The 13,161-nt window shown below is 69.1% G+C and carries 9 protein-coding genes; 6 read left to right on the top strand and 3 right to left on the bottom strand.

What is annotated here, in order from left to right; all coding sequences use genetic code 11:
* The first annotated feature begins 6 nt into the window (after window positions 1-6).
* The 3 genes from L1Z78_RS22260 (at window position 7) to L1Z78_RS22250 (ending at window position 5,101) form a co-directional block, all read left to right on the top strand.
* The gene (locus tag L1Z78_RS22260) at window positions 7-564 is read left to right on the top strand and encodes a (2Fe-2S)-binding protein (RefSeq protein ID WP_234638516.1); all 558 of its coding nucleotides are present in this window, start codon (window positions 7-9) and stop codon (window positions 562-564) included.
* Window positions 561-3,506 (top strand): cytochrome c, encoded by a 2,946-nt coding sequence (locus tag L1Z78_RS22255; RefSeq protein ID WP_234638515.1) that lies wholly within the window; start codon window positions 561-563, stop codon window positions 3,504-3,506. The genes L1Z78_RS22260 and L1Z78_RS22255 overlap by 4 nt, the downstream gene beginning before the upstream one ends.
* Window positions 3,507-3,784: 278 nt before the next feature.
* Entirely contained in the window at window positions 3,785-5,101 is a 1,317-nt protein-coding gene (locus L1Z78_RS22250) for an MFS transporter (RefSeq protein ID WP_234638514.1), read from the top strand.
* A gap of 96 nt (window positions 5,102-5,197) precedes the next feature.
* Here the strand turns inward: L1Z78_RS22250 and L1Z78_RS22245 are convergent, their stop codons facing one another.
* Entirely contained in the window at window positions 5,198-6,013 is an 816-nt protein-coding gene (locus L1Z78_RS22245) for a hypothetical protein (protein WP_234638513.1), read from the bottom strand.
* 256 nt (window positions 6,014-6,269) lie between these two features.
* Window positions 6,270-6,713 (bottom strand): MarR family winged helix-turn-helix transcriptional regulator, encoded by a 444-nt coding sequence (locus L1Z78_RS22240; protein ID WP_234638512.1) that lies wholly within the window; start codon window positions 6,711-6,713, stop codon window positions 6,270-6,272.
* A gap of 274 nt (window positions 6,714-6,987) precedes the next feature.
* Between L1Z78_RS22240 and L1Z78_RS22235 the strand changes: the two genes are divergently transcribed.
* Genes L1Z78_RS22235 through L1Z78_RS22225 form a run of 3 tightly spaced genes read left to right on the top strand, consistent with a single transcriptional unit; the run spans window position 6,988 to window position 12,253 of the window.
* On the top strand, window positions 6,988-9,141 hold the full coding sequence (locus L1Z78_RS22235; protein ID WP_234638511.1) for a formate dehydrogenase subunit gamma: 2,154 nt from the start codon (window positions 6,988-6,990) through the stop codon (window positions 9,139-9,141).
* Window positions 9,126-12,035, top strand: a complete 2,910-nt coding sequence (gene fdhF / locus L1Z78_RS22230; RefSeq protein ID WP_234638510.1) for a formate dehydrogenase subunit alpha — start codon at window positions 9,126-9,128, stop codon at window positions 12,033-12,035. The genes L1Z78_RS22235 and fdhF overlap by 16 nt, the downstream gene beginning before the upstream one ends.
* Complete coding sequence (locus tag L1Z78_RS22225; protein ID WP_234638509.1) at window positions 12,035-12,253, top strand: formate dehydrogenase subunit delta; 219 nt, start codon at window positions 12,035-12,037, stop codon at window positions 12,251-12,253. Before fdhF ends, L1Z78_RS22225 begins: the two co-directional genes overlap by 1 nt.
* Here L1Z78_RS22225 and L1Z78_RS22220 read toward each other — a convergent pair.
* The gene (locus L1Z78_RS22220) at window positions 12,250-13,134 is read right to left on the bottom strand and encodes a LysR family transcriptional regulator (protein ID WP_234638508.1); all 885 of its coding nucleotides are present in this window, start codon (window positions 13,132-13,134) and stop codon (window positions 12,250-12,252) included. The genes L1Z78_RS22225 and L1Z78_RS22220 overlap by 4 nt on opposite strands.
* Window positions 13,135-13,161 lie beyond the last annotated feature (27 nt).

The following is a 13,161-nucleotide window of genomic DNA, read 5'->3' as shown; positions in this document are numbered from 1 at the left end:
CGCCCCATGGGAACCCCAGTCCATCCAAGCAGTACACCCCACCCCGTCCGCCTGCAGGTCAATGCACGCGCATGCGAGGTGCCGGCAGAGCCAGGAACGGCGCTGCTGCATGTGCTGCGCAATGACCTGGAGCTGAACGGACCCAAGTACGGCTGCGGCCTGGGCGAGTGCGGCGCCTGCACGGTGCTGATCGACGGCGTGGCCGCGCGTTCCTGCGTGATCCCCGTGAAGGCGGCCGTGGGACGCGAGGTGACCACGCTGGAAGGCTTGGGTTCGCGCCAGTGCCCCGGCCCCACGCAGCAGGCCTTCATCGACTGCCAGGCCGCCCAGTGCGGCTACTGCCTCAACGGCATGATCATGACCGTCGAGGCCCTGCTGCGCCGCAACCCCCATCCCTCGGAACAGGAGCTGCGCAACGAGCTGCACCACAACCTGTGCCGCTGTGGCACGCATGTGGAGATCATGCAGGCCGCCCTGCGCGCCGTGCAGCTGCGTGCGGAGCGCGCCGCGCTGCAGGCGCCCTCCGTTTTTCCATCTTCCAACGCGGGCGAGGTTCAGCCATGAGCCCGGCCGGCAATACCCCCGCCCTGCCTTCCGATCTGCTGCACGGCCTGGCGCTGCGCCCGCCCGTCGCGGCCTGGGATGGTCTGCGCTACCGGGGCAGCGTGCCCCTGCATGCACGGCTGCAGGATGCCCAGGCCATGGCTGGCGTGGTGGCTGCGGTACAACGCGGGCATTTTCTGGGCGTGGTGGCCGTGGCGCCTGTCCATGCCCGGCAGGCCGCTGCCAGCCTGGCTCCTGCCTGGGATGACCGGCAGGAAGCCAGGGCCGACAACGCGCCCCGTACTGCCGACAGAACCGACAAGGCCGACCTGCCCGATTCCGGCCGCTACGTCTGGCGCATGGCGGGGTCCATGTCTTGCGAAGGTGTCGCACGCGCAGCCGTGTGGTACCTGGACGGCCATGCCAGCATCTGGTTGCCACCCTGCGACGCCGAAGTGCGGCAGATGATCGGCCGCGAACTGGCCGCGCTGCTGCAGTGCCCCGAGTCCGCGCTGCGGCTGTTCTGCCTGCCGGCCACGGCGGCCGGCACCCCGCATGCGCTGGATCTCATGGATGCAGCGGCCGATGCGGCCCTGCTCTCCCAGGCCGTGGGCCGGCCTGTGAGCGTGGCCTGCGATGCCTGGACTGCTGCGGGCAGCGCAGACAGCCGGGAGCTGGTGCTGCGCGTGGACGCGCAGCCTTCGCAAGGGCTTGAAGCCGACACGGTGGTGCAGCCTCAGCCGGGCAATGCATCGCCGCAGCCGGACCTGCTGCTGTCCGACACGCCCTGGGCCGTGCGCCCCAGCATGGCGCGCCTGTTGAGCCAGCCCGAGCTGGCGCGCGCCGCGGCCCTGGCCACCGTGCTCGATGCTGGCGACGTGCATGAACGCAGGCTGGCCGCCAGCCTGCGGCATGCCGGCGTCGATGACCTGAATGCCGCCCAGGTCTTTGCCCGCGAAAGCCACTGGCATGAACAGGCGCTGGACAAGGGTCGTGATCCGCTGCAATGGCGGCTGCAGCACCTGCCCGAAGGCCCGGTGCGCGATCTGGCCCGGCAGGTGGCCGAGCGTGCGCAGGCATCGCAGCAGGCACCATCCCAACAGGGCGCCGATGGCCGCCTGCTGGGCCGGGGCTTTGCCACCGCCCAACTGCAGACCCTGGATGCGCAGGGCGCCGACCTCCATGCCTGGAGCGCCTGGGTGGCCGAGGTGGCCGTGCATCCGCAAACGGGCGAGATCGAAGTGACCCGCGTCGTGGCCGGCCATGACAGCCGCAGCCTGCAGGCGGCGCAGGCCGCCAGCACCCGGCCCGAGATCGTCCAGCAGGACCCGCAACTGCTGGCCGATGCGCGCCGGCTGCTGGGCACGGCGCCTGCCTTTGATGACTGGGCGGGGTCCACGGCTTCCGCTGCTTCTTTCGATGTGATGGCCAAGCCCGGCTCGGAGCTAGCGCAGCATGCGCCCGGCGATGTCGCGGTCATCCGCCAGGGCGATCTGGCGCTGGATGGCGTGGCCACGCTGCCCGCCGCCGCCGCCATTGCCAACGCCATCCACCATGCGACAGGCGTGCGCCTGCGCGAAGTGCCCTTCCGGCCGGAACAGTTGCGCCTGGCCCTGGCCGGCGAGGGCGCGGGCAAGCCATCCACCGCAAAGTCCGGCCGTGGCTGGGGCTGGCTGGCCGCAGGCGCCGCAGGCCTTGCCGGCATGGCCGCCATGGCCTGGCCGATCAAGCCGGCCCTGCCGCTGACGGACGGGCCCGATGTTTCCCTGTACTCGCCGCAGGCCCTGGAGCGCGGCCGCCTGGTGGCGGCTGCGGGCGACTGCGTGGTCTGCCACACGGCACCGGGGGGCGCCGCCAATGCGGGTGGTCTCGGCCTGGAGACGCCGTTCGGCACCATCTACTCGACCAACATCACGCCCGACAACGAGACCGGCATCGGCCGCTGGTCCTATGCGGCCTTCGAGCGGGCCATGCGCCACGGCATCCACCAGGATGGGCGCCAGCTGTATCCGGCCTTCCCGTACACGGCCTTCGCCAAACTCAGCGATGGCGATCTGCAGGCGCTGTACGGCTATCTGATGTCCCAGCCTGCGGTGAAGGCCAAGGCTCCCGAGACGAAGCTGGCCTTCCCCTACAACCTGCGCCCGGCCATGGCCGGCTGGAACCTGCTGTTCCACGACGCCACGCCCTTCAAGGCCGACCCGGCCCGCAGCGCCGAATGGAACCGGGGTGCCTACCTGGTGGAGGGGGCCGGGCACTGCGCGGCCTGCCATTCGCCGCGCAATGCCCTGGGAGCCGAGAAGACCGGCCTGCACTACCTGGGCGGCGGCGAGGCCGAGGGCTGGAGCGCCCCGGCCCTCAACCAGCTCGCAGGCGGCAAGCTGCCCTGGAGCCGCGACGAGCTGTACCAGTACCTGCGCACCGGGTTCTCGGCGCGGCATGGCGTGGCGGCCGGCCCCATGGGTCCGGTCATCCATGGGCTGGCCGCACTGCCCGAGTCCGATGTGCGCGCCATGGTCACCTATCTGATGGAGCTGCCGGGCCAGGCACCGCAGGCATCCGCTGCCGCTGCGCCCGCGCAGGGTGCCGTCCCGGCGCCTCCGGCCAGGGTGTTCGAGCGCCATGTCAACGGCGAGCGCATCTACCAGAACGCCTGCGCCGTCTGCCATGAGGCCGGCAGCGGCCCCACCCTGTTCGGCGCCAAGCCGCTGCTGGGCCAGAACACCAACCTGCATGCCGCCGCGCCGGACAACCTGGTCCAGGTCATCCTCAACGGCATACGGACACCCGCCAACGACGCCCTGGGCTACATGCCGGGCTTCAGGGACAGCCTGGACGACCGGCAGATCGCCGATCTGCTCGGCTATTTGCGCGAACGATTTGCACCGGAGGAGAAAGCTTGGCCAGACGATACGACGACGATTAGCCGGCTGCGTGCGCAGGCGCATGCACACCAGCACTAGGGTGGCAACGGGTGGCGGCACGGCAGTGCCGCGGATACGCAAGGCGGGCAGGGTGTCCGGCTTTGCGCAGATCTGATGCTGGACCGGGGCAGCGGCCATTGCGGCCCATGCCGGGGTTGCAGACAACGACAGGGTTTTTCGTGAACGGACCATGCGGATGGTTCCGACGGGCTTATTGCGCCAGAGGTCTTCTGGCAAGGCGCGTGCCGGTGCGGCGGCGTGTCTTGGCGGAATGCGGATTCAACAGCTTTGCGGTGACTCAAAAGAGGAGTTCCTACATGTCATCTTCATTTGTCTCAGTGGAAAAAGGCATCCAGACAGCGGGTGTCGGCAAGTTCCAATATCGGCTCTTCGTGATCTTCGGACTGGTCTGGCTGGCGGACGCCATGCAGGTGCTGTCCATCGGCTTCAGCGCGCCGTCCATTGCCAAGACCTTCGGCAAGACCGTGCCCGAGGCGCTGCAGACCGGAACCTTCTTCTTCATCGGCATGCTGATCGGTGCCTTCGTGTTCGGCCGCCTGGCCGACCGCATCGGACGGCGCCCGGTGCTGATGATGGCGGTGGTGATCGATGCCTGCGCGGGCGTGGCCTCGGCCTTCGCGCCCGAATTCGCCTGGCTGCTGGTGTTGCGCTTCATCACCGGCATCGGCGTGGGTGGCACCCTGCCCGTGGACTACACCATGATGGCCGAGTTCCTGCCCAGCGACCGCCGCGGCCGCTGGCTGGTGCTGCTGGAATCGTTCTGGGCCGTGGGCACCATCTTCCTGGCCATCCTGGCCCTGGTGGCCGTCGCCTGGGGCGACGACGCCTGGCGCGTGATCTTCTTCGTGACCGGCCTGCCGGCGCTGATCGGCGTGGTGCTGCGCTTCTATATCCCCGAGTCGCCCATGTACCTGAACCGCAACGGCAAGTCCGAGGAGGCGCGCAAGGTGCTCGAGCGCGTGGCCAAGGTCAACGGCAAGGCCGTGCAGATCCCGCAGCTCCAGCCGGAGGTGCAGGTGCGCAAGTCGCTGGGCGCGCTGTTCTCCTCCGAGCTGCGCCGCCGCAGCCTGGCGCTGTTCATGGCCTGGGCGCTGATCTCCATCGCCTACTACGGCGTCTTCGTCTACCTGCCCGTCAAGCTGGGCAGCGAAGGCTTCGCCTTCATGCGCGGCCAGGTCTTCCTGGTGGTTCTGGCCCTGGTGCAATTGCCGGGCTTCGCGCTGTCGGCCTATGGCGTGGAGCGCTGGGGCCGCAAGCCCACGCTGATCGGCTTTCTGCTGCTCAGCGCCGTGGGCTGCATGTTCTACAGCCTGGGCTCCTCGCCCTTCGTGGTCATCGGCTCCACCCTGCTGATGAGCTTCTCGCTGCTGGGCACCTGGGGCGCGCTGTATGCGTTCACCCCCGAGGTCTATCCGACCGACCTGCGTGCCAGCGGCATGGGCATGGCCGGGGCGGTGGCCCGCTTCGGCGGCCTGTTCGCCCCCGCCATCATCGCGCCCATCATGGCCACCCACTTCACGCTGGCCCTGGCCGTGCTGTCCGCCATGCTGGTGGGTGGGGCGCTGTCGATCTGGGCCGTGGACGTGGAGTCGCGCAACCGGGCGCTGGACTGAGGCGGTGCGCCAGTCCGCAGGCTTTTTGCACAGGCCTGCGTGCCTGCATCCCCTCATGCCCGGCCACGCAGGGCCGCGGACACCGGCCGGCGTACCTTATTGGTTGCGCAGATACTGCAAGGCGAACTCTTCCTGGTCTGGGGCGGACTCGGTGGTCGTGAACACCGTGGTCTCGCCCTGGCGGCCCAGTCCGAGCTTGTCACCGAACCGGCAGTCGATGCGCGACAGGCTGGCCGCCTGGGCCTTGAAGGCCGGATTGCTGCGGCACAGCTGGGCGCCCGCGTTGGCCACGGCAGCGCAGTAGCCGCCGATGCTCAGGCGCTTCATCTGGTCTTCGTTGACCGAGGTCCAGACCACCGTGGTGCGCACGGGCGCCGCGCAGGCCCGGCTGGCCGCCTCGTCGGCCTCGCGCAGTTGGGCCTCGGTGTTGGCGACGGACTTGGCGCGGTCGAACCGCGCCAGCTTGTCCTGCACGCCCCTGCTCTTTTGCTCCTGGTAGTTCTTCAGCAGCGCGTCCAGTTGCAAGGCCTTGCTGCCGGCCTCGTCGTAGCGCAGGTGCACGCCGTCGCGCTGGCCTGGCAGATAGGCCTGCGTGGCCGAATAGCCGCCGAGCCAGCTTTCATGGTCCTGGGTGACCACCAGGCTCCAGGGGCGGCCGTCCAGCGTGGTGCGCAGGCTCATGCGCTTGCCCTGCACCACCTTGTCCGCGAGGAACACCACGTCGTCGATGGGATGGTTGATGCCGTGCACGCGCACCAGCGCGGACTGGTCGTCCAGCGTGGGCGCCACCACCACGGTCAGGCCCTTGTCGCTCTTGAATGCCGCTCCATATTTGCCCAGGGTCTGTGCCATGGCATGGGAGCCGGCGACAGCCAATGCCATGCCGGTGAGTGCGAAAGCAAAACGTAACATCAGTATTTTCCTCATCGAATCCGGTGCCGATTGCGGCAGGCAGGCCGGACATCCTCTGAAAGCCATGCATGGCCGTTGCTTGAAGCCCAGGATACTAACCACCCTGTGCCGCTACCGTGCCGGGGAGTTTTGTGAAATTCCGTATCAGGCAACCGGTAGCCATTGGAGGGCAATGGATGAGGGCATTGGATGCCTGTCCGCCGTGCAAGCCGCCGGATTGCGGCCTGGCGCAACTTCCCGGCGATTGCCTTTCGTGTCAGTCGGATTCGCCCGAATCCAGCATTTTGCGCAGCAGGAAATCCAGCGCCAGGCGTTCGGCGGGATTGAGCCTGGCATAGGTGCTTTCGGTGATCTGCCTGGCGAAGGGCTCCATGTCGCGCACCAGGTCCTGGCCTGCCTCGGTGAGGTTGATGACCACCTTGCGGCGGTCTGTGCGGTCATGGTCCACCTGGACCAGTTCGCGCTGCTTGAGCCGCTCGACCACGCCGCGGATCGTGGCCTGGTCGATCACCGTGGCCTTGACGATGTCGGCCAGCGAACTGCCGCTGTTGTCGCGCACGGAGCACAGCACCACGAATTGCGCGGCGGTCAGCTGGGAGTCGGGAATGTATTGCTGGAAAAGCGCGGTGTGCCGTTGATAGACACGCCGCAGCAGGTGGCCGATCTGGTCTGAAAAATGATAGCCATCCTGTGGGGTCATGGCTGATGGCTGGTGGTTCATGGTGCGCTGGAGCTTATCAAAAATCACGGTAATTACCGTGTGATGTGCGACAAGCCGTGCCCACGCATGCCGGCCATGTGCGGGCAGGTCCATGCAAGACGTCATCCCGGTGCGCGGTGCTTCATTCAGGGATTGAATGGCGCAATCAGTCGATTGAATTTGACGGCTTGCCGCACAGGACTTGAAATGGGAAACGAGACAAAGCGTCGGCGAGACACGGCGCTTCCCACAATGAAAGCCAGCAGGGACACCCATGCCAGCCACCCCAGGGACCGTCATCCCCATCATCACGCACACCGACGAGGGGCATGACACGGCGTTGCGCACGCAGGAGCGCGAAGCCGTCGACCATGCCATCGCCTCCCATGCCTTGCGCCCCGGCTCGCTGATAGAGCTGCTGCATGCCGTGCAGGACAGGCTGGGCCATGTCCCCGAAGCCTCCGTGCCGCGCATTGCCGATGCACTGAACCTCTCGCGTGCCGAGGTCCATGGCGTCATCTCCTACTACCCCCATTTCCGCACTGAACCGACGGGCCGCCATCTGCTCCAGGTCTGCCGGGCCGAGGCCTGCCAGGCGCGCGGTGCCGATGCGCTGCTGGCGCATGCGGGCCGGGTGCTGGGCTGCGGACCGCATGGGCATGGCACCAGCGCCGACGGAGCCGTCACGCTGGAGCCCGTGTACTGCCTGGGCCTGTGCGCCTCGTCGCCGGCCGCCATGCTGGACGGGCGGCCCCATGCGCAGCTGACGGCTGCCGGCCTCGATGCGCTGATCGCACGGTGCCGCGTGCCGGCGGCGCCCGAGGCCGTGGTGCCAACCGCCGTGGAGGGGCAGGGCGTGCGCGTCTATGTGCCCCGCGATGCGGCTGCGCTGGCGGCTGGGGCGGATGCCGTGGCCCAGGCGCTGCGGCATGAGTGCGCGGCGCGCGGCCTGCCGGTGCGGATCGTGCGCAATGGCTCGCGCGGCCTGCTGTGGCTGGAGACGCTGGTGGAGGTCGAGACGCCCGAAGGCCGTGTCGCCTACGGCCCGGTGACGCCCGACCAGGTGCCCGGCCTGATCGATGCCGGACTGCTGCACGGCGGCAGCCATGCGCTGTGCCATGGCCTGACCGATGCCATCCCCTACCTGGCGCGCCAGGAGCGCCTGACCTTTGCGCGCGTGGGCATCACCGACCCGATCGACCTGGACGACTACGCGGCCCACGGCGGCTGGCAGGGCCTTGCGCGCGCGGCACGCATGGCGCCCGGAGAGATCGTGCAGGAGGTGCTCGACTCCGGCCTGCGCGGGCGCGGCGGCGCGGCGTTCCCGGCCGGCATCAAGTGGAAGACGGTGGCCGCCGCCGCGGGGCCGCGCAAATACATCGCCTGCAATGCCGACGAGGGCGACTCGGGCACCTTCGCCGACCGGCTGCTGATGGAGGGCGACCCCTATGCGCTGATCGAAGGCATGGCCATCGCGGGCCTGGCCGTGGGTGCCACCCAGGGCTATGTCTATGTGCGCAGCGAGTATCCGCATGCCATCGCCACGCTGGGCGAGGCCATTGCGCGTGCCGACGCCGCCGGCTGGCTGGGCAGGGATGTCGCCGGCAGCGGGCGCGCCTTCCACCTGGAGGTGCGCAAGGGCGCGGGCAGCTATGTCTGCGGCGAGGAAACGGCCATGCTGGAGAGCATCGAGGGCCGGCGCGGCATCGTGCGTGCCAAGCCGCCGCTGCCCGCCGTCCAGGGCCTGTGGGGCCGGCCCACGGTGATCAACAACGTCATCACGCTGGCCACGGTGCCGCTGATCCTGGCGCGCGGCGCGGCCTTCTACCAGGGCTTCGGCATGGGGCGCTCGCGCGGCACGCTGCCCTTTCAGCTGGCGGGCAACATCGCGCGCGGCGGCCTGGTGGAGAAGGCCTTCGGCGTGAGCCTGCGCGAACTGGTCGAGGGCTTTGGCGGCGGCACGGCCACGGGCCGCGCCGCCAAGGCCGTGCAGGTGGGCGGGCCGCTGGGCAGCTACGTGGCGCCCGCCGACTGGGATGCACCGCTGGACTACGAAGGCTATGCGGCCCGGGGCGACGTGGTCGGACACGGCGGCATCGTCGTGCATGACGACACGGCCGACATGGCACGGCTGGCGCGCTACGCCATGGAGTTCTGCGCCATCGAGTCCTGCGGCAAGTGCACGCCCTGCCGCATCGGCTCCACGCGCGGCGTGGAAGTCATCGACCGCATCACCAGGGCTGGCGCGGACCACGCGGCGCAGGTGGCGCTGCTGGAAAGCCTGTGCGACACCATGCAGCACGGCTCGCTGTGCGCCATGGGGGGCATGACGCCGTATCCGGTGCGCTCGGCGCTGAACCACTACCCCGCCGATTTCGGCATCGCCCCCACACCTGATCACAAGGAGCAGCCATGCTCGACCCTCTGAAGCAAGCCGACTGGGGCACGCCCGCCAGTGCGTCCGAACGCCTGGTCACTCTCGAAATCGACGGCCGCGAGGTCACGGTGCCCGAGGGCACCTCGCTGATGCGCGCCGCCCTGGAGGGCGGCGTCAGCGTGCCCAGGCTGTGCGCCACCGACAGCCTGGAGCCCTTCGGCTCCTGTCGCCTGTGCCTGGTGCAGATCGAGGGGCGCAAGGGCTTTCCGGCCTCGTGCACCACGCCGGCCGAGCCCGGCATGAAGGTGCGCACGCAAAGCCCGCAGCTGCAGGAGCTGCGCCGGGGCGTGATGGAGCTGTACATCTCCGACCACCCGCTGGACTGCCTGACCTGCAGCGCCAACGGTGACTGCGAGCTGCAGGACATGGCCGGCACCGTGGGCCTGCGCGAGGTGCGCTACGGCTTCGACGGCGCCAACCATTTCAAGGGCGAAGCGCGCGCCGAGGTCGATGGCTCCAATCCCTACTTCAGCTACGACCCCTGCAAGTGCATCGTCTGCAACCGCTGCGTGCGTGCCTGCGAGGAGACGCAGGGCACGTTCGCGCTGACCATCTCGGGGCGCGGGTTCGCGTCGCGCGTCACGGCGGGCCAGGGCGGCAGCTTCATGGACAGCGACTGCGTCAGCTGCGGCGCCTGCGTGCAGGCCTGCCCCACGGCCACGCTGCAGGAAAAGACCGTGATCGCGCTGGGCCAGGCCGGCCACAGCGCCACCACCACCTGCGCCTACTGCGGCGTGGGCTGCGGCTTCAAGGCCGAGATGAAGGGCGAGCAGGTCGTGCGCATGGTGCCCTGGAAGGACGGCCAGGCCAACGAGGGCCATGCCTGCGTCAAGGGCCGCTTTGCCTGGGGCTATGCCACGCACAAGGACCGCATCACCCGACCCATGGTCCGCGCGAAGATCACCGACCCCTGGCGCGAAGTGAGCTGGGAAGAGGCCATTGCCCACACGGCCAGCGAGTTCCGGCGCATCCAGGCGAAGCACGGCAAGGACTCGATTGGCGGCATCACCTCCTCGCGCTGCACCAACGAAGAGGCCTACCTGGTGCAAAAGCTGGTGCGCACGGCCTTCGGCAACAACAATGTCGATACCTGCGCGCGCGTGTGCCACTCGCCCACGGGCTATGGGCTGGGCCAGACCTATGGCACCTCGGCCGGCACGCAGACCTTCAAGTCCATAGAGCACACGGACGTGGTCATGGTCATCGGCGCCAATCCCACGGCCGCGCACCCGGTCTTCGGCTCGCGCATGAAAAAGCGCCTGCGTGCGGGTGCCCGCCTCATCGTCATCGACCCGCGCGAGATCGAACTGGTCAAGTCGCCCCATGTCCGCGCCGACTACCACCTGCAGCTGCGGCCCGGCACCAACGTGGCCCTGATCACCTCGCTGGCCCATGTCATCGTCACCGAAGGCTGGCTGGCCGAGGACTACATCGCCGAGCGCTGCGACGCCAGGTCCTTCGCGCAGTGGAAGGCCTTCGTGGCGCGGCCCGAGAACTCGCCCGAGGCCACGGCCGAGGTCACGGGCGTGGCCCCGGACCTGGTGCGCGGCGCGGCGCGCCTGTATGCACTGGGCACGCCGGACCATCCCGAGGGGCGACCCGTGAACGCGGCCATCTACTACGGCCTGGGCGTGACCGAGCATGCGCAGGGCTCGACCATGGTCATGGGCATCGCCAACCTGGCCATGGCCACGGGCAACGTGGGGCGCGAGGGCGTGGGCGTGAACCCGCTGCGCGGCCAGAACAATGTGCAGGGCTCCTGCGACATGGGGTCCTTTCCGCACGAGCTGCCGGGCTACCGCCACATCTCGGACAGCACGGTGCGCGCCGAGTTCGAGGGCGCCTGGGGCGTGGCGCTGAGCCCCGAGCCCGGCCTGCGCATTCCCAACATGTTCGAGGCGGCCCTGGCCGGCAGCTTCATGGGCCTGTACTGCGAGGGCGAGGACATCGTGCAGTCCGACCCCAACACCCAGCATGTGACGGCCGCGCTCTCGGCCATGGAGTGCGTGGTGGTCCAGGACATCTTCCTCAACGAAACCGCCAAGTACGCCCACGTCTTCCTGCCCGGCGCCTCCTTCCTCGAAAAGGACGGCACCTTCACCAATGCCGAGCGCCGCATCTCGCGCGTGCGCAAGCTCATGTCGCCCCTGGCCGGCTATGCCGACTGGGAGGTGACGCAGCTGCTGGCCAATGCCCTGGGCTACCCCATGGCCTATGCGCATCCGCGCGAGATCATGGCCGAGATCGCGGCGCTCACACCCAGCTTCGCGGGCGTGAACTACGACAAGATCGACCGGCTGGGCAGCGTGCAGTGGCCCTGCAACGACAGCACCGAGGAGGCCGGCACCCCCATCATGCACAGGGACCGCTTCGTGCGCGGCAAGGGGCGCTTCATCATCACCCAGTACGTGGCCAGCGACGAGAAGGTCACCCAGCGCTTTCCGCTGCTGCTGACCACGGGCCGCATCCTGTCGCAGTACAACGTGGGCGCGCAGACGCGGCGCACGCACAACGGTCGCTGGCACAGCGAGGACCGGCTGGAGATCCACCCGCACGACGCCGAGGACCGGGGCATACGCGATGGCGACTGGGTCGGCATCGCCAGCCGCGCGGGCGAGACCGTGCTGCGCGCCACCGTCACCGAGCGCATACAGCCGGGCGTGGTCTACACCACCTTCCACTTCCCCGAATCGGGCGCCAACGTCATCACCACCGACAGCTCGGACTGGGCCACCAACTGCCCCGAGTACAAGGTCACGGCCGTGCAGGTCCTGCCCGTGGCGCAGCCGTCGGATTGGCAGCGCGGCCACGCGCGGCTGCACGATGAGCAGATCGGCCTGCTCAAGGCTGCGCAGGAGCAGGCCGCCATGGCGGGAGGCAAATGATGGACGGCGACAACCTGATCCGCATGGCCAACCGCATCGGCGAATTCTTCGAGGCCATGCCCGAGCGCGACGAGGCCCTGCAAGGCATTGCCGAGCACATCCGCAAGTTCTGGGAGCCGCGCATGCGCGATCGGCTGGCCCGCATCCTGGCCAGCCCCGATGAGGCGAGCGCACTCAAGCCCATCGTGCGCGAGGCGCTGGCGCTGCTCCAGTCCTAGCCAAACCGCTTCTTCCTCGCCATCTCCCTGGCCAGTTCCACGAAGCCGGCCGCCGCCGGCGACAGGCGCTGCAGGCTGCGCACGGCCAGGCCGGTGACGCGGCGCTGGCGCGGGGAGAGGCTGCGGTAGACCATGCCTTCGGGCGGCTGCTCGGGCACGGCCAGGCGTGCGGCGATGGCGATGGCATGGCCTTGTGCCACGAAGCCTTGCATGGAGGACATCTGCTCGAAGTGGTAGATGGCTGCGGGCTGGGCGCCCACCTCGTCCAGGAAGCGGTCGATCTGCGCGCCCGAGCCGGCCGAGGTGCGCACGAAGGCCTCGCCCTGCAGGTCGGTGGCGCGGATGCTGCGCTGGGCGGCGAGCCGGTGGGCGGCGGGCAGCAGCGCGACCAGCTCGTCCTCGACCAGGGGCACGGTGTCGAAGCGTTCGTCGGGCAGGACCACGAAGCCGATCTCCACGCGCCGCTCCAGCAGCCACTTGACCACGGTGTCGTCGTTCTGTTCGTCGATCTGCACCTGCACCGCGGGCTGGCGGCGCCGGTACTCGGTGATCAGCGGCGGCAGCAGGCGCAGCGAGGAGGTGGCCCCGAAGGAGGCCACGTGCAGCGTGCCGCGCGCCATGCCGCGCTCGGCATCGGCCTCCTGCTGCAGGGCCTCTTTTTGCTGGAGGATGTCGTTGGCGCGCTGCAGCAGCCGCGCGCCCGCATCGGTCAATGGCGACTGGATGCCCTCGCGCCGCACCAGCTGTACCTGCAGCTCGCCTTCGAGCGCGCGCAGCGCATGGCTGACGGCGCTCTGGGTGATGCCCAGCAAGGCGGCGGCGCGCGAGAAGCTGCCGGCGCGGGCCAGGGCGGCGAAGACTTCGAGCTGGGTGAAGGTCATGGAGTCAGCCGTTCGTGGTCATGAGCA

Source organism: Delftia tsuruhatensis, from assembly GCF_903815225.1.
Taxonomy (GTDB): domain Bacteria; phylum Pseudomonadota; class Gammaproteobacteria; order Burkholderiales; family Burkholderiaceae_C; genus Comamonas; species Comamonas tsuruhatensis_A.
The sequence above is the reverse complement of the archived record's forward strand: the minus strand, read 5'-3'. Positions and strand labels throughout refer to the sequence as shown.